The sequence below is a fragment of the Lentzea sp. CA-135723 genome (genome assembly GCF_050936595.1).
Classification (GTDB): domain Bacteria; phylum Actinomycetota; class Actinomycetes; order Mycobacteriales; family Pseudonocardiaceae; genus Lentzea.
This window is the reverse complement of the sequence record NZ_JBNJMK010000001.1, coordinates 2,645,372-2,661,765: the sequence shown is the minus strand read 5'-3', so window position 1 is coordinate 2,661,765 and position 16,394 is coordinate 2,645,372. Positions and strand designations below refer to the sequence as shown.

Below are 16,394 nucleotides of genomic sequence, written 5' to 3'. Positions count from 1 at the left end.
CGTCCTCCGCGGGATCGGCTACGGGGCCGACCCGTGATCACCGCAGGGCGTTGGTGATCGGCGCCGCGATCGCCAGGCCCGCCCGTGCCACCAGGCCGAACAACGGGTTGCGCAGCCGCTTCTGCCACACGATCGGGATCATCGACACGCGCACGGCCTCGGCCGCGTAGGTGGCGAGGCCGCGTTCGTACTCGTGCACGGCGAGCGGGATCGTGGTGAGTCCCTTGGCCGCGTCCGCGAGGTGGGTGGCGAGCAGGTCGGCGTCGCGGATCGCGGTCGCGGCGGCCCTGCCCCCGGTGGGCGGCATGGCGTGCACGGCGTCACCGAGCGCCGTGACCGTGCCCGACGACCAAGGCGTGAGGTGCGCCTCCGGGTCGGCGGCGTGGTAGCGGAACGTGCCGACGGTGCTCAGATCTGCTTGGGAGACAACGGTTCTCAGCGCGGGAGCCCACGTCCTGAGCAGGTCGACGGCCGTCTGCACGGCGGCCTCGACGCCGGTCTCGCGGGCGTTCGGCAGCCGGTCGAGCGGCACGTTCACGCCCCAGTAGACGGCGGACGGCTCGTCGAACCGCGACAGCCTCGGGTCGGCAGCTGAGCCCGCCGCGGCGTCGAACAGGGTGATGAACGCGCCGGTGCCGTCCGGCCCGACCGCCAGCACCGACCCGGTCTCCAACGCCTCCGGCAGCATCGCGCGGAGCTCGGGCGTGAGCGGCGTGCGTCCGGCGATGCCGCCGATGCCGACGGGTTCCGACGTCGGCCTGCCCGCGAGTTGCGCGGCCACCTTCGACGTCGAGCCGTCCGCGCCGACGAGCAGGTCGCCGTGGTCGACCGTGCCGTCCTTGAAGTACGCGGTGACCGTGCCGTCGTCGTGTGTCTCGTGGCGCACGTACTCGCTGCCCCACGTGATGGCGTCGTCCAGCCCGTGCGTCAGCAACACCCGAAGCGGCACACGGCCGACGAGCAGCATCTCTTCTTCGAGCGGGAACTGGACGTTGCCGAGCACACGGAGCTTGTGGTCGGAGAACGAGATCCCGCGCTGCGCCGACCGGCTCGGCGAGCTCGCGAGCAACGCCTGGTAGGGCTCGGCCGGCAGGTGCCGCCGCAGGATGCCGGACGCGATGTCGTCGATGTGCAGCCGGTAGCCGCCGGTCGCCTCCGCGCGCGGGTCGCGGTCGTGCACCGCGACGTCGATTCCGTTGTGCCGCAGGGCTTGCGCGAGCGTGAGACCGCCGATGCCCGCCCCGATGACGATGACCTTCATGACTACATCCGTCCCTTCTGGGTGAGAGCGAGCGCTTCCGCGTCGGCGCCGTAGGGCCGGGTGAGGATCTCGAAGCTGTGGCCGCCGGGGACGGTGAAGTACACGCCCCTGCCGCCCTCCAGGTGGTTGATCTCGCCGGGCCGCTGGTCGCCGTGCTCCGCGAAGTACTCGATGTTCCTGCTCTGGATGCGGCCGAAGATCTGGTCGAACTCCTCCTCGCTGACGAGGAACGCGAAGTGCTGCGGCTGGAACGGGAAGCCGATCTGCAGGATCTCGAGCTGCACGTCGTTGGCGAGGTCGATGACGAGGAAGAACTCGTCGGCGAAGCTGCGCGCGGGCTCGAGCCCCAGCACCTCGGTGATGAAGCCGGCGGTCGCGTGGCGGTCGTCGGTCAGGACGATCGTGTGGTTGAGCTGGACGGTCATGAGGTGTCCCTCCTCGTTCGGTTACCTTGACCACAGAGTAATCAATAAACCGAGGTATATCGAATATTGCCGAGGTGAGGACGATCACCGGGGTCGTGCGGAATAAAACGACTAGCTGTACTGACCCGAGACGTTGCGAACGGTCCGACACGTGATCGGATGATCTTGGAATGAGGGAGGGCCTCCGGGTTCGGTGTGGATTGCGACATCTGCACCGGCTACCCAGGAGGCCCTCGATTACTCACGCTAACGCACCGCTGACCGAGCTGGGCCGGCTGCGCCTGGCCCGGTGTGTCGTCGATGACGGATGGCCGCTTCGACGAGCCGCAGAGCGGTTCCAGGTCTCGGTCAGCACCGCGAAACGCTGGGCCGACCGCTACCGCGCCGAAGGCCTCGCGGGCATGGCCGACCGATCCTCACGCCCGCATTCCAGCCCTGCTCGCACCCACACCCGCCAGGAACGCCGGATCATCAAGGTCAGACTGGACCGGCGGTGGGGACCCGCCCGCATCGCCTACCTGCTCGACCTGAACCCGTCGACCGTGCACCGGGTCCTGCGCCGCTACCAACTGGCCCGGCTGCGGCACCTGGACCGGGCCACCGGCCAGCCCATCCGCCGCTACGAGCACGCCGCCCCTGGCGATCTCGTGCACGTCGACATCAAGAAACTGGGCAACATCCCCGACGGCGGCGGCCACAAAGTCCACGGCCGGACCATCGGCACACGCAACAGCTCCGCCCACCGCGATCCCGCCCGGCCACGCAGGAACAGCAGCCGCGCCAACCTCGGCTACAGCTACCTGCACAACGCCGTCGACGACCACAGCCGCCTCGCCTACACCGAGATCCTCACCGACGAGACCAAGGAAACCGCCATCGCGTTCTGGTCACGCGCGCAGACTTTCTTTCACACCAACGGGATCACCGTTCGTCGAGTTCTTACCGACAACGGATCCTGCTACCGATCCCGGCTCTGGCACGACGCTCTGACCACAGCCGGGATCACCCACAAACGCACACGACCACGCCGGCCTCAGACCAACGGCAAAGTCGAACGCTTCAACCGCACCCTGCTCGACGAGTGGGCCTACGCCCGCCCCTACCGCACCGAGAACGAACGCCGCGAAGCGCTCCCGCGGTGGTTGCATCTCTACAATCACCACCGCGGTCACACCGCACTCGCAGGCAAGCCACCCGCCAGCCGCGTTCCTAACCTCTCAGGGCACTACAGCTAGCCGAGGAGCTGCTGGACCAGGCTCTCCGCGAGCCAGCGCTCGTACTCGTCGTCGGACCACCCGAGCCGCGTCGCCCGGAAGTACAGCTCCAGCGCGCTCAGCATCCAGGCCCGCTCGACGGCGTTCTCCCTGCTCAGCCCCTCGCGCAACGCCCCGGCCGCGTCGATCGCCGCGACGATCGGCCCGAGCGACTCCCGCGAGTCGCGCTCACCCTGCTCCTGCAGCTCCACGACGGACGGGTCACCGGCGGCGTTGATCGCCGCCGTGAACACGTCCCGCCCCGCCACGTAGAGCCGGCGCATGAACGTCGCGTACAGCCCCAGCTTGGCCCGCGGGTCGGCCTCGGCCTGGATCTGCCGCCACCAGGTCTCCCGATCGGCCTGCGCGCCGACCTCCCCGATCATCGCGCCGATGATCGCGGCCTTCGTCCCGAACGTCGCGTACACGGTGGGCTTCGCGACCTTCGCGTGCTGGGCGATCATCGCGACCGTCGTGGCGGCGAACCCCTCGCGCGCGAACAGCTCGCGGGCGGCGGCGACGATGCGGGTGCGGGTCTCGGCGGCACGTTCCTCGCGCAAGGGCGACTGGTACGACCGCCGCGGCGCAGAGTCGTTCACGCGCCTGAAGTTACCCCATGCGGCTCAGCACCATCGGGCCCGAGCGAGGACCTCGTCCAGTCGCGGCGTCGACCACATCGGTGATCAGGATCCGCGAGGTGGGCAGCCACCAGTCACGTTGCACGAAGCTGGCGAACCGCCAGAACAACGAATGCGGCGCCTGACGTCACTCGCTGCGCACCAGCATCGGCGCGACGTCCAGGTCTGCCTGCAGCAGCCCGTACGTCTGCATGAGGGTCGCTACGCGCTGCAGCCGCTTGGGGTCGAGTGACGTCGGGAACTCGCCGAGGTGAACCAGCCGCGCGGTGTCGCGGTCCACGCCCGCGTAGTCCGGCAGCAGGGCCTGGACGGTGGCGCGGTCCGAGGCGTCGCGCTGGCCCTTGGCCATGGCGCGCTGGAACGCCGCGACGGTGTTCGGGTTCTGCGCGGCGAAGTTGCCCGTCGTGCCGTAGCCCGCGATCGGGATGCCGTCGGTGGGGCCCGAGGCGGCGTCGAGGATGGCGAGCTGGCCGGAGTTGCGTTGTGCCTTGGAGATGAACGGCTCGCTCATGAAGCCGGCGTCGACCGTGTTGCGTTCGATCGCCGCCTCCATGTCGGGCATCGGCATGGCCAGGAGGGTGACCCGCTTCGGGTCGATGTTGTGGGCTTCCAGGACGGCTTTGGTGGTCAGCTCGGAAATGTTGTTGAGCGTGTTGATCGCGATCCTCTTGCCGATCAGGTCCTGCATTGTCTTGATCGAGCCGTTGCCCTTGACGAGGATCAGGAACATTCCCGGTTTCGCCTGGTAGCCGTCGGAGATCAGCTTGATGCCGCCGACCGCTTTCGCGTCCCCTTTGGACTCCGTGCCGATGAACGAGACCCAGTTGCCGAAGGTGATGTCGAGGCCGCCCTGGATCAGGCTGGGAATGGCGGCGGCACCGCCCTGGACGGTGACCGTCTCGACTTCCAGACCCTCTTTCTCGAAGTAGCCGTTCTTGATCGCGATGTGCAGGGGTGCGACGTCGACGACCGGCAGCACACCGACCTTGACCCTGGCTTTCTCGACCACAGGCGGCGGCGCTGAGGCGGGAGGCTGCTGCTCGCCGGTCAAAGCGCAACCGGCGGCCATCGTGAGCGCGCACGCGGCAGCCAGGAGGCGGGTGACTCGGTGCCTGCGAATCATGTCAATTCTCCAAGTGACGTGGAAAAGATGCCCGATCCGAGGCGTGTTTCAGCTCGAATGACGCAACGAATTGCGCCATTCGTCGTCCTGTCCGACTCGGAGTTCGGAGATTAATCCGACGTTTTCGTGAGCATCTTTGCACGTCAGTCAAGGAGGGAATTGTTGTCCGTGAACAATGACTGGCACTTCCGGCCAGCGGAAGATCTGTTGTCCGGCTGGAGAGTGCTGTGATAGCCGGAATCGGCGCCGTTTTGAGAAGAGGCGAAATTGCCTAGCTCGGCGTTGGCGCGGTCGGCGAACAGCCGCGAGCAGGTGTCGGCGAGCTCGTTGGGGTTGATCACATGCAGTCCGAGGCCGCTGATGAATGGCTGGGATCCACGGTCGTCAGCAGCAACAGGTCCGCGAGCGGCGCCAAAGTCGCGCTGTCGGGCTGAGCCGTCGGGACGAACGACATCTGCTCGACCGTCCCCCGAAGCACCCTGGTTGACCCGGCGGCGTGAAGTCGGGAGCGACGTCTCCTCAGCTCATGTCCGGTGTTCAGACAGGTTCACGCCGCGGATTGGTCCTGCTGGGTGTCGCTGCGCCGATTGGTTCACTCGATGGTGTCAGCGATTCCGTGAACGAGAGGCCGGGGTGGTAGGCCGTTCTCGACCACTGCCCTCTGAACCGCGATGTGTGGTGCCGCTTGGTGGCCTGCATCGACGTGACGCGCGCCTCACCCATCCGAGTAGGCGTCGGCTCCGAATGGAAGCCGGGCAGGTGACGATGAGGAGCTCGATGCTGGAGCGAGAGCGGGCGCAGTCGACCGTCCTGCGTGGTTCTGAGGACTTCGAAGGGCCTGCGGGCGCCGAGGACCTGTTGCTGCGGGTGGCCCGTGGTGATGAGGCGGCGTTCGGGCAGTTGTACGACGTGGTGTCGGGTTCGGTGTTCGGGCTGGTGCGCCGGGTGGTGCGGGATCAGGCGCAGTCCGAGGAGGTGTTCCAGGAGGTCATGCTGGAGGTGTGGCGGACCGCCGGCCGGTTCGACCCCGACCGGGGCAAGGCCATGACCTGGATCCTGACGATGTCGCACCGGCGTGCGGTGGATCGGGTGAGGTCCGCCCAGGCGGCTTCGGTTCGTGATGAACGGATCGGTGTGCTGGGTGTGACGACGCCGTTCGACGAGGTCGTCGAGCAGGTGACCGAACGCTTGGAGCAGCGCAAGGTCCGGCGGTGCCTGAAGTTCCTGACGGATCTGCAGCGGGAGTCCGTGGTGCTGGCCTACTACCAGGGCCACAGCTATCCGGAGGTGGCCGGCTTGCTCGGCGTGCCGCTGGGCACGGTGAAGACCCGGATGCGGGACGGGCTGATCCGGCTGAGGGACTGCCTCGGGGTGACGGTGTGAACACGTCTTCGGATCTGCACGTGTTGACGGGCGTATACGCGATGAACGCCTTGTCCGATGTCGAACGCGCGGAGTTCGAAGCCCACCTGCCGCACTGTTCGACGTGTGGTCAGGAAGTCGCCGAGTTGCAGGCGACCGCTGGTTTCCTCGGTGTGGTCGCCGACGTCGCGCCACCCCCGCGGTTGCGGGATCAGGTGCTGACGGCGGTGGCGGCCACGCGCCAGCTGCCGCCGCAGGCGCCGGTACCGGTTGTGCCGGTGGTGCCTGCCCGGAACCGGTGGCTGGTCCGCGGGAGTGTGCTCGCGGCGGCGGCCAGTGTGCTCGTGGCGATCGTGGTCGGGGTTCAGGGCGCGCGGGACCGCAGCGAGCTCGACGCGTTGCGGCAGTCGGCGGCCGGCTACGGCCAGGTGTCGGAGCTGCTCGGTGCCGCCGATGTGAAGGTGTTGAGCGGCAACGGAACCGATGGCGGCCATGGCACCGTCGTGATGTCACCGAGCCGAGGCAGGGCGGCGTTCATCGCGGACGGGTTGCCGGCGTTGCCGGCGGATCGCGTCTACCAGCTGTGGGTCGTCGAGTCCGGTGGGCCGCGCTCGGCCGGGTTGGTGCGGGGCGAGCCTGTGGTGGCCGAGAGGGTGGCCGACGCTCAGGCGATCGCGCTCACCGTGGAACCGAGCGGCGGTTCGTCCGCGCCGACGACGACGCCGGTGCTCGCGATCTCGATGGTCTGACCTGGACACGACGCGACCCCCGGAGTGGATTGCGGCCGGTTCAGCGAAGCACGACGGTGAGCACCGGTGCGCCCGTCGGGCCGGGTGACCCACCCGCGGGCTCGACCGTGAGGATGACCTCGCGCACCTGCGCGATTCCCGACACCAGCGACGACGACGTCGCGGAGCCTGCCGGCCGCACGAGCCCGGCCGGCCGCGTGCCCTGATCGCCCACCAGCCAGAGCTGGTACGCGCGATCAGCGGGCAACGTGGGCAGGTCGTCCGCCAGGAACAGCATTTCGTCGCGGTCGTGCGACATCGCCACGGTGCCGGCCGGAGTTCCCGCGGTGGCGAGGCGCAGGTCCGGTGCCGCCAGCAGATCACCGATCCGAGTGCGCGGGGGAGTCAGCGGGGACGTGCGGGTCGGCGTGGTCGACGCGCCGTGCACGCCCGCCACCACCGCGGCGGCGGCGCAGGCAACGGCGACGAGGGCGGCGGCGCGCCGGAAACCCTGGCGCCGCGTGGGAAACGTCGTGATCTCCGTCGTCGGTGGTGTCTGCCGCACCGACTGGACGGCGCTGAGCACACGTGGCCGCAGCGCACGCGGAGAGACGTGGTCGACGGCCCTGCCGAGCCGGGCGGTGGTCTCCCGCAGACCGGCCACTTCGTCGGTGCAGGCCGGGCATCGGCTCAGGTGTGCCTCGAACTCGACGCGTTCGGCATCGGGCAGCGCGCCGAGTGCGTGTGCACCGGTCAGCAGGTGCGGGTTGATCGCACTGGTTGTTCCCCGGTTCACGGTCGTGCTTCGGAGCGGTCCGATCATCGGATTGGCCCTCGCGCGAACGCGGCAAGGCCGCCCCGGGGCGCGGTCGGGGCGGCCTTGGTGGTGCGGGAGGGATCAGAGGCCGAGGTCGAGGTCGTTGAGCACGCCGCCGACGTTGACGTCACCCAGGTTGCCGGTCACGTCGCCGATGTTGCCGATGTCCCCGACGTGGCCGACGCCGGTCACGTCGCCGAGGTTGCCCACGTTGGACACGACGTCGGTGACGTTGCCGACGTGGTCGAGGGACAGGTCGTTGCCGGTCACGTTGCCGACGACGGAGGTGACGTCGCCGTTCAGCACGTCCTCGACGCCGAGGTTGCCGGCGGTCACACCGCTGGTGACGTCGCCGACGACGTCGGTGACGTGCGTGGTGTCGAGCAGCTCGGTGCCGTTGGTGATGTCGCCGACGGTGTTCGTCACGTCGAGGTCGGTGACGGTCTTGGTGACGTCGGTGATCTCGGTGGCGCCGCCGACGACGTCCAGTGCGGTGGTCGGGTCGCTGAGCACGTCGAAGCCGTTGGTCACGCCGTGCACCGCGGCGGTCAGGCCGGAGACCGCGCCGAAGACCGTGTTGTCGTCGAACTGCTGGCCGACGGTGTTGTGCACCGTGCTCATCAGGTCGAGCTGCTGGTCGAGGTCCAGACCGGAGAGCGAGGAGCCGAAGTCGCCGAGGTCGGTGACCGGGGCGAAGTCGAGCACGAGCGGCAGGAGCTCCTGGATGTCCGCCGGCGCCACGTCACCGAGACCGGCGGCGTCGAGCGTGCCCTGCGGGTCGAGCTGGAAGGCCGACCGGGCGTCGGGGTCGCTGAGCAAGCCGAGGGTGAAGTCGTGCAGCGTCTGCGGCAGGGTCACGTCGAACTCCAGATCACGTCGTTGAGCTTGTGCCACAGAAAGTTACGAAGAACCCGACGTTCGCCGCATCGGGTGACGTGCCTGGTCTGGTTCTGCGGGCGTGGATGGGGGATCGCGCGCACCGCGAGTAGGGGAATAGGGGGATGTCCTGATCTTTGGGCCGTGACCAAACTCGAACGGGTGATGCTCCGAAGTAGTGGGGTACGAGTAGGCACCAGGAGGTTCACGCGCTCATGTCCCCGCTGTCGGCCGGTCCCTTGTTGCTCGACAGCGGGACGACCCGCGCCCTCGAACGCGCCCGTGCCGCTGACCACGTCGTGCTGACCGGTCCTGCCGGATGCGGCAAGACCACCGTCCTGCGGACCTTCGAGAACGCCGTCGCGGTCGACGACGGGCACCTCCTCGGCGAGGACGACGTCGACCGCCTGCTCCGCGAGGTGGCAGCCGGGGCCCGGCTCGTCGTCGCCCATCGACCGTGGCCGGACAACCGCGCCCTCACCCGTCTCGTCGCCGCGCTTCCCGGCTCTGTGGTCCGGCTGCAGCTGCGGCCCTTGTCCCGCGAGCACGTCCGGTCCCTCGCGGCGCACGCGCTGGACACCGAGGTGAGCGAGGCGTTCGCGCACCGCCTCCACGACCGCACCGGTGGCACGCCGAGGTTCGTGCTGGACGAGCTCTCGCCGGACCCGCTCGCCGCGTTCGCCCGTCACTTCGACGAACTGTCCGTCGCTGCGAACGACCTGCTGCTGGCCCTGGCGCTGGGCGCGCCGTTCGACGTCGACCTGCTCACGACAGCGCTGGACCTCCGTGCGACCTCGGAGTCCGTCGAGGCGCTGCGGTCGGCGGGCCTGCTCCAGCTCGACGGCACCCCGCTCCCTGTCGCGGCCGACGCCGTCACCGCTCTCGCTCCCGCCGAACAGCGCGCGGACCTCCTGCGCAAGCTCGCCCTCCTGCAGGCCGGACGTGCGCAACCGGTGTCGGGCTACGCGGAACAGCTGCTGGCGCTCGGGGTGGCGGATCCAGGTCTGCTCGGCGTGTTCTCCGCCGCCGGCCACGAGGTGATCAACGACGACCCGGCGCTGGCCGCGCGGCTGTTCACCGCCACCGGCACCGGCGCGTCCGCCGACGTGGCCCGAGCACGTGCGCTCAGCGGTGATCTGGACGGCGCCGTGGAGGCGGTGAACCTCGACCACGCGGACGAACTGCTGGTCGCCGCGACCGTGCTCACGATGCGGGGCCAGGTCGGTCGCGGCGGCGAGTTGCTGCGGCGCTCGGACAACGGCCTGGCGCTGGGGTTCGCGGTGACCGGCCTGCTCGGCGCCGGACGCGTCGAGGAGGCCCGCGCGGTCCGGCTCGGCCCCCAGCCCGACGGTTCGCTGACCGACACCCTCGGGCAACGACTGGCCGCCGTGGTGCTCGACACCGTCACCGGGCCACCGATGGCCGCCGTTGCCGCCGCCGTCGCCACGGCCGGGGTGAACCAGGCAGGTTCCCGCGCCTCGGTGCAGCCCGACAGCCCGACCGCGCTCGCCGCGTTGATCTGCGTGCACGCGGGCGAGCTGACGGTGGCGAAGTCCTTGCTGACCAAAGCCGTCCAGGGCGATGACGGCAGAGGGCTGCACGCGGACCGGCACCGGCTGCTGCTCGCCACCGTCGAGCTGCTGTGCGGTGACGTCGAGGAAGCGCAGCGCTTCCTGCCCTTGGAGACGGTGAGAGAACCGAGGGAGGCGTTGTTCGCCGCGGCGCTTGAGCTGGGCGCCGCCCGCCGCACCGGTGACCTCCACGCTCTGCGCGCCGCGTGGGAACCGGCCCAGCAGGCGCTCGTCGTGCACCCGGTCGACCTCTACACGCTCCTCCCGCTCACCGAGATCGCCGTCGCCGCGGCCAGGATCGGCCAGTTCCACCGCGTCGAGGCACATCTGACGGAGGCGTGGACGTTGCTCGGCGATCTCGGCAACCCTCCACTGTGGTCGGTGCTGCCGCGTTGGCACGCTTTCCACGCCGCGTTGCTCCTCGGCGACCACGCGGCGGCCGAGGAACACACCGCCGCACTCGAGGACGCCGCCGAGGCCTTGCCGTTCGCCCGCGCCCTCGCCGCCGGCGCACGGTGCTGGAGCCGTGCAGGCCGGGGCGAGGTCGACCACGTGCGCGTGGAGGCGGTAGCGCAGGAGCTGCGCGCTCACGGCCTGCGTGCGGACGCCGCGCGACTGGCCGGGCACGCCGCCATGCACACCACCGACCGCAAGGCCATGACGCAGCTGCTCGACATCGCGCGGCAGTTCCACGGCGCGAGCGGCGGCCAGGGCAACGCCGAGGTGCTCAGCGACCGCGAACAGGAAGTGGCCGCCCTCGTGCGTGACGGGCTCACTTATCGCGAGGTCGGCGACGCCTTGTTCATCTCCGCGAAAACCGTCGAACACCACGTCACCCGCATCCGGAACAAGCTCGGTGCCAAGAATCGGCGCGAGTTGGAGCGAGCACTCGAAGACGTCGACCTGTCCGTCGCGAGGTAGTCACCCCATCGGGTGGATCGGCTGCCCGGCACCGATCCGGTGCCGGGGTGCGCTGCGGATGTACTGAGCGCGGATCCGCCAGATGCGGTTCAGCCGGCTCGGGACGGCGCCACGCACGTCCCTGTGCGTCTGATGTTGGAACCGGACGCACAGGGACGCGGCCCCTCGCCCGGCGTTTCCGCTGAGCAGCAGATCACCGTGTGTCGAGGTTATCGGCGTTAATTTGTGTCCCAAAGTAGTTGGAAATGAATGTTTCAAATTATTTTGACCCGCTGAGCTGCGGCTGAAGAAAAACCTCCACTTTCGAGTGAACCGGCGCCCGTGGGGTATCGAATCCCTGGATGTACAGGTGCTGATTCGGTGAAAGGGGGTGATTACATGAAGTCGACATGCTCCAGGGTGATTCGGCGGACGCTCGGTGTGGCCGGGTTCCTGATCGGGTTCGGTCTCCTGTCCGCAGGAGTGGCGAGTGCCGACGAGGGCGACTCACCCGGCCTGCTGGGCGGGGTCGCCGACCTCGTCGCACCGGTCACCGAGTCGCTCTCGCCGGTCACGGACGCCGTCGCTCCGGCGACCGACGCGGTCGCTCCGGTGACCCGGACCGTCACCGCGGTGGCGGACCCGGTGGTGAAGCCGGTGCTGAAGGCAGCCGAACCGGTCACCGGTCCGGTGCTGGCACCGCTGGCACCGACCGTGGACACCGTCTCGCGGGCCCTGGGCCCCGTGGTGGAGCCGCTCCAGCCCGTCACGGCGCCGCTGCTCGCCCCCGTGGTGAACACGGTGCAGGACGTGCCGGTCGTGGCTCGCGCCGCGCAACCGTTGGTGACGACGCCTTCCGCTCCGGCGGAGGAGGTCGTGCCGCCGGTCGCCGTGCCCGCTGCCCCGGACGTTCCGCAGGCACCGGTCGAGGTGCGGGAGGTTCGTTCTCCAGCGCTGCCCGATCGGGTCGCGGCGGTGACAACCGCGCGACAGCAACAGATCTCCGCACCTGACGTGGCGCCACCCGTTGAGGCGCCGCAGAAGCAGTCGCCTGACGTGCCTTTCGCACTGCCCGGCACGACAGGATCGGCGTCCTCCAACGGATCGGCGGGCGCGACCGTCTCGGATGTTCCCGCGGCACAAGGGGTTCATCCGGACGGCGAGTCGCCAGCGGTGATCACCGATCACCAGGTCCACGGGTCGTGGTGCTACTACTACGGCCGAAGTCATCCCAGTTGATCAGTCCTGACAACCAAGCCGACCAGATCACCCAGCTTGATTGACAGGAAGAAGATCAGCAATGCACAGCTATGTGAAACGCGGTCTCCTGGCCGCGGCGTTCTCAGGAGGCTTCCTCCTGGCCGGAACGGCGATGGCGAGCGCTGACACGGGCGGCAACGGCCTGCTCGGTGGCGTTGGCGACGTCGTGCACTCGGTCGTGAACGGTGGCAACGGCGGTAACTCGGGCAACGGCGGCAACGCCTCCAGCTCGAACAACGCCACGTCCGGCAACTCGGGCAACTCCGGGAACTCGGGCAACACCGGCGGCAACAGCGCCACGGGCGTCTGCGTGCTGGCCAAGTGCAACACCAACGTGAGCTCGGGTGACTCCGGGAACACGGGCGCCACGGGTTCGACCGGTGACGCTTCCAACCACAGCAACACCGTGGGCGGGAAGTCCGGTGCGGCGGGCAACGGCGGCGACGCCACCGCCGCAGGCCGTGCGCAGAACGCGAACGCCAACGCCGGCGACGGCGGTGACTCGGGCAAGGGCGGCAACGCCACGAGCTCGAACAACGCCACCTCCGGCAACTCGGGGAACTCGGGCAACTCGGGTGACACCGGCGGCAACAGCGCCTACGGGCTCTGCGTGCTGGCCGAGTGCCACACCAACGTCAGCTCGGGCGACTCCGGGGACACCGGTGCCACGGGTTCGACCGGCGACGCCTCCAACCACAGCAACACCGTGGGCGGGAACTCCGGCGCGGCCGGCGACGGCGGCGACGCGGCGGTCATGACGAAGGACCAGAAGTGGGGCCACCACAGCAAGTCCGGCTCCACCGAGGCCACCGCGGGCAACGGCGGCAACTCGGGCAAGGGCGGCAACGCCACCAGCTCGAACAACGCCACGACCGGTAACTCGGGCAACTCCGGGAACTCGGGCGACACCGGTGGCAACAAGGCCGTCGTGCGCACCATCGGTTCGGACAAGGGCCACGGCAAGTCGTGGACCGGCAGCAAGTCCTGGACCACCGTGACGTCCGGCGACTCGGGCGACACGGGTGCCACCGGCGCGACCGGTGACGCGTGGAACCACAGCACCACCAAGGGCGGCAACTCCGGCCCGGCCGGTGACGGTGGCGACGCGTGGGCGATGACCGAGCAGGGCAAGAAGTCCTGGAACCACGGCAAGTGGAGCAAGAACAACGGCTCCACCGAGGCCACCGCGGGCAACGGCGGCAACTCGGGCAAGGGCGGCAACGCCACCAGCTCGAACAACGCCACGACCGGTAACTCGGGCAACTCCGGGAACTCGGGCGACACCGGCGGCAACAAGGCCGTGGTGAAGACCGAGAACAAGAAGTGGAACGACAACCGCGGCGACAAGTGCCACGGCTGGAAGCACCACAACTGGAAGCACAGCTGGAAGAACCACGGCACCAAGTCCTGGACCGAGGTCACCTCGGGCGACTCCGGTGACACCGGTGCCACGGGTTCGACCGGTGACGCGTGGAACGACAGCAACACGGTCGGTGGCCACTCCGGTCCGGCGGGCGATGGCGGCGACGCCATGGCCTGGACCCACGGGAAGAAGCACTCCGTGAAGGCGTGACCATCAGGTGATCACAAAGCGGGGCCGGCACCAGCCGGTCCCGCTTTTTCATGCCCTCAGAACGGTTTCAGCGCCGGGGAAACCTGGAGGACAGGGCGATCGCGCCGGCCGCGCCCCGCACGACGAGCCGGACGCGTTTGCGCGCAGCACCGCGTCCGCGTCACCGGCCTCAAAGCCCACGACCTGCTCGCCGGGCGACCGCGCGGCCGGCCGAGCCTCTGCCGCCCCGCCTCTGCGTCGTCGTCACCTCAGATAATCCGTGCACTCAGGATTGGATCGCCGCGGAACGGGTACCGACTCGATGGGGGACAGATCCGGATCTACGAGTGAGGTGTTGGGTGGCTTCGAACGACGCGGCGCCGACGGCCGGCATCAAGACAGATGACCACGACGGGGTTCTTGTGGCCACGGTCAGCGGTGAGCTCGACATGATCAGCGTTGACGGAGTCGGAGCGTCCCTGTTCGAGCTGCTGAACAAGCAGCCTGACGGGTTGGTCGTGGAACTGGCCGTCGACTTCATGGGCTCGTCCGCGTTGTCGATGCTGCTGGAGCTGCACGGGAGGGCGCAGCGCGAGAAGGTGGGGTTCGCCATCGTGGCGGTGCAACCCGCGGCGGTGCGTCCCATGATGGCCAGCGCGCTGGGCCAGGTGCTGCCGTTGACCGACTCGGTGGAAGCTGCCATCGCGTTGATCCGCGAGGCGCTGAAAGCGAGTGACAAGCCCTCCTAGCGAACGATCACGCGACAGTGCCGTCCACCGCAAAGCGCCTCCACTACACCGAGCGGAGGCGCTTTTGCAGGCGACGAACCGTTGTCAGGACTCGGCCGGGTACTGCTCGGCATGCAACAGCCGGGCCAGGTGAGCGGCATTGCGCGCGGCGGTGGCGTTGGTGGACTTGACGGCGTCGGGCGTCTCGTCGAGGTCGTTGTAGTCGACGGTCTGCATGGCCTGGCCGTTCCAGTAGGTGCAGCCCTGCGCCGGAATGGAGAAGCCGGTGTCGTTGAGCGCCTGGAAGAGGTCCGCGACGATCTTGTGAGCGCCGTCCTCGTTGCCGACCACGGCTGCGAGGGCGACCTTGCCGAACATGGCGGGGCGGCCCTCGTCGTCGGTCTCCGAGAGCGAGGCGTCCAGGCGTTCGAGCACGCGGTGCGCGACGCTGGAGGCGTGTCCCATCCACGTGGGTGTGGCGATGATCAGGATGTCGGCCTCGCCGATGGCACGGCGCAGGGCGGGCCACTCGTCGCCGTCGCCCATGTCGGCCTCGACTCCGGGTTTGACGTCGTGATCCACCACGCGGATCGTCTCGCCGACGACATCGTGGTTCTTGAGCTCGTCCAGGAGCTGGCCCGCGATGAGATCGCTGCTGGACGGGGCGGGGGACGGCTTCAGGCTGCAGACCAGAGCCAGGGCGCGCAGTGACACGGTGAACCTCCAGTATCGCGCTCCGATTGGTCGATACGAGCGCACCCTTGAGGAAGACCCGGTTTCGCCGGGATCAAACCCATGTGGCCGTACCGGATCGGATGGACGTCCCCTCCACTGTGGAGGCCGGCGTTCAGGACGAGGTGTCGACCGCCGGGATGCGGGAGTTGATGTTCTTGCTGTGCGCCGAGGAGAAGTGGTCCTAGGCCTCATCTCGATGTGCCAGACTGCTTCGATGGTTTCCGAATACGTTCAGAGCGACCAATTTCGCGGTGCGCGCATCCACCTGAGCGATCTCGCGGGCCTTGAGATCCGCGATTGCGGGGTGGACGGTCTGAAGATCGTCGACTGCTACGGCAGCGACGTCTACCTCGGTGGCTTCTTCGAGCGCCTCGTCGTCAACGACGTCGACGTGACCGCCTACGTCGAGGCCGAACTCGACCGCCGGCACCCCGCGCGGGTGCTGGCGCGGGACGCGGCGTCGCCGCAGGACTACCGGGCCGCCTGGGACGCCATCGAGACCCTGTGGAATGCGACGCTCGAGCGGGCGAGACTGTTGCCCGAGGCCAAGTTGCACGAGCAGGTCGGCGGCGAGTGGTCCCTGGTCGAGACGCAACGGCATCTGCTGTTCGCCGGCGACGCCTGGCTCGGCAATGCCGTGCTCGAGGAGGAAGCGCCCTACCACCCGCTGGGCCTGCCCGCCGGCGGGACGCCACCCGACGCCGCGGCGAGCCTCGGCCTCACCCTTGACGCCGTCCCAACGCTCGACGAGGTGCTCGCGCCGCGGCTCGCCCGCATGGCCGCGATGCGGCGGGTCGTCGACGGGCTCACCACGGCCGAGCTCGACCGGGCGTGCGGTCGCAAGCCGGCGGACATGTATCCCGACCAGGAGTACGTCGTGCGCCGCTGCCTCAAGGTGGTGCTGAAGGAAGAAGCCGAGCACCACCGTTACGCGGTGCGCGACCTCGCGGTGCTCGAAGGTGTGTCCGAACCGCGGTAGTCGCCGAGCGATTCCGGGCCAGGTGGCGACGCCGGAGCAGCTGCTTGCGTGCCTGCCGGGTGGCGGATTCGAGGCCACTCAATGTCGAAGGCGGGCCAGGCCGCTGATCGCAACGGGTTCACTGTTGCTGGCCGCTCGTACACCAAGCATCAATCCGGTGCTACCGGAAAACGGCAGGGGAATTCG

The 16,394-nt window shown here is 69.0% G+C and carries 17 protein-coding genes; 9 read left to right on the top strand and 8 right to left on the bottom strand.

The genetic code is table 11. From position 1 onward, the window contains the following. Nucleotides 1-37 precede the first annotated feature (37 nt). A complete protein-coding gene (locus tag ACQEU1_RS11140; RefSeq protein WP_433199038.1) occupies nucleotides 38-1,261 on the bottom strand; it encodes an FAD-dependent oxidoreductase in 1,224 nt (407 codons plus the stop codon). A 2-nt stretch (nucleotides 1,262-1,263) separates the two neighbouring features. Beyond that, nucleotides 1,264-1,686, bottom strand: coding sequence for a VOC family protein (locus ACQEU1_RS11135; protein ID WP_433199036.1), 423 nt, complete (start codon nucleotides 1,684-1,686; stop codon nucleotides 1,264-1,266). Nucleotides 1,687-1,922: 236 nt separating this feature from the next. On the opposite strand from ACQEU1_RS11135, the gene ACQEU1_RS11130 reads away from it, so the two are divergent. Next, a complete protein-coding gene (locus ACQEU1_RS11130; protein ID WP_433211431.1) occupies nucleotides 1,923-2,921 on the top strand; it encodes an IS481 family transposase in 999 nt (332 codons plus the stop codon). Here ACQEU1_RS11130 and ACQEU1_RS11125 read toward each other — a convergent pair. From ACQEU1_RS11125 to ACQEU1_RS11115, 3 genes are all read right to left on the bottom strand, one after another. Then, nucleotides 2,918-3,538, bottom strand: a complete 621-nt coding sequence (locus ACQEU1_RS11125; RefSeq protein WP_433199034.1) for a TetR/AcrR family transcriptional regulator — start codon at nucleotides 3,536-3,538, stop codon at nucleotides 2,918-2,920. The genes ACQEU1_RS11130 and ACQEU1_RS11125 overlap by 4 nt on opposite strands. A gap of 166 nt (nucleotides 3,539-3,704) precedes the next feature. After that, nucleotides 3,705-4,700: an ABC transporter substrate-binding protein gene (locus tag ACQEU1_RS11120; RefSeq protein ID WP_433199032.1), complete on the bottom strand. Its 996-nt coding sequence runs from the start codon at nucleotides 4,698-4,700 to the stop codon at nucleotides 3,705-3,707. Between the two features lie 143 nt (nucleotides 4,701-4,843). After that, nucleotides 4,844-5,041: a hypothetical protein gene (locus ACQEU1_RS11115; protein ID WP_433199030.1), complete on the bottom strand. Its 198-nt coding sequence runs from the start codon at nucleotides 5,039-5,041 to the stop codon at nucleotides 4,844-4,846. 436 nt (nucleotides 5,042-5,477) lie between these two features. Between ACQEU1_RS11115 and sigK the strand changes: the two genes are divergently transcribed. Then, entirely contained in the window at nucleotides 5,478-6,083 is a 606-nt protein-coding gene (gene sigK / locus ACQEU1_RS11110) for an ECF RNA polymerase sigma factor SigK (RefSeq protein WP_433199028.1), read from the top strand. After that, a complete protein-coding gene (locus tag ACQEU1_RS11105; RefSeq protein ID WP_433199026.1) occupies nucleotides 6,080-6,811 on the top strand; it encodes an anti-sigma factor in 732 nt (243 codons plus the stop codon). Before sigK ends, ACQEU1_RS11105 begins: the two co-directional genes overlap by 4 nt. 40 nt (nucleotides 6,812-6,851) lie before the next feature. Here ACQEU1_RS11105 and ACQEU1_RS11100 read toward each other — a convergent pair whose 3' ends face one another. Both ACQEU1_RS11100 and ACQEU1_RS11095 read right to left on the bottom strand, forming a co-directional pair. Then, nucleotides 6,852-7,586 (bottom strand): anti-sigma factor, encoded by a 735-nt coding sequence (locus tag ACQEU1_RS11100; protein WP_433199024.1) that lies wholly within the window; start codon nucleotides 7,584-7,586, stop codon nucleotides 6,852-6,854. A gap of 102 nt (nucleotides 7,587-7,688) precedes the next feature. Continuing rightward, nucleotides 7,689-8,465, bottom strand: coding sequence for an IniB N-terminal domain-containing protein (locus ACQEU1_RS11095; protein WP_433199022.1), 777 nt, complete (start codon nucleotides 8,463-8,465; stop codon nucleotides 7,689-7,691). A gap of 233 nt (nucleotides 8,466-8,698) precedes the next feature. Here ACQEU1_RS11095 and ACQEU1_RS11090 point away from each other — a divergent pair, with 233 nt between their 5' ends. The 4 genes from ACQEU1_RS11090 to ACQEU1_RS11075 all read left to right on the top strand — a co-directional run bounded on the left by ACQEU1_RS11090 (nucleotide 8,699) and on the right by ACQEU1_RS11075 (nucleotide 14,515). Further along, on the top strand, nucleotides 8,699-10,975 hold the full coding sequence (locus tag ACQEU1_RS11090; RefSeq protein ID WP_433199020.1) for a LuxR C-terminal-related transcriptional regulator: 2,277 nt from the start codon (nucleotides 8,699-8,701) through the stop codon (nucleotides 10,973-10,975). A 378-nt stretch (nucleotides 10,976-11,353) separates the two neighbouring features. After that, nucleotides 11,354-12,193 carry a hypothetical protein gene (locus tag ACQEU1_RS11085; protein WP_433199018.1) on the top strand — a complete coding sequence of 280 codons (840 nt, stop codon included), beginning with the start codon at nucleotides 11,354-11,356 and terminating at the stop codon, nucleotides 12,191-12,193. A gap of 61 nt (nucleotides 12,194-12,254) precedes the next feature. Next, nucleotides 12,255-13,787, top strand: coding sequence for a hypothetical protein (locus tag ACQEU1_RS11080; protein ID WP_433199016.1), 1,533 nt, complete (start codon nucleotides 12,255-12,257; stop codon nucleotides 13,785-13,787). Between the two features lie 338 nt (nucleotides 13,788-14,125). After that, nucleotides 14,126-14,515: an STAS domain-containing protein gene (locus ACQEU1_RS11075; protein WP_433199014.1), complete on the top strand. Its 390-nt coding sequence runs from the start codon at nucleotides 14,126-14,128 to the stop codon at nucleotides 14,513-14,515. A gap of 84 nt (nucleotides 14,516-14,599) precedes the next feature. Here the strand turns inward: ACQEU1_RS11075 and ACQEU1_RS11070 are convergent, their stop codons facing one another. Then, nucleotides 14,600-15,208: a flavodoxin family protein gene (locus ACQEU1_RS11070; RefSeq protein WP_433199012.1), complete on the bottom strand. Its 609-nt coding sequence runs from the start codon at nucleotides 15,206-15,208 to the stop codon at nucleotides 14,600-14,602. Nucleotides 15,209-15,291: 83 nt separating this feature from the next. Here ACQEU1_RS11070 and ACQEU1_RS11065 point away from each other — a divergent pair, with 83 nt between their 5' ends. Both ACQEU1_RS11065 and ACQEU1_RS11060 read left to right on the top strand, forming a co-directional pair. After that, nucleotides 15,292-15,414 (top strand): hypothetical protein, encoded by a 123-nt coding sequence (locus tag ACQEU1_RS11065; RefSeq protein WP_433199010.1) that lies wholly within the window; start codon nucleotides 15,292-15,294, stop codon nucleotides 15,412-15,414. 29 nt (nucleotides 15,415-15,443) lie between these two features. Then, entirely contained in the window at nucleotides 15,444-16,208 is a 765-nt protein-coding gene (locus tag ACQEU1_RS11060) for a DinB family protein (RefSeq protein ID WP_433199008.1), read from the top strand. Nucleotides 16,209-16,394 lie beyond the last annotated feature (186 nt).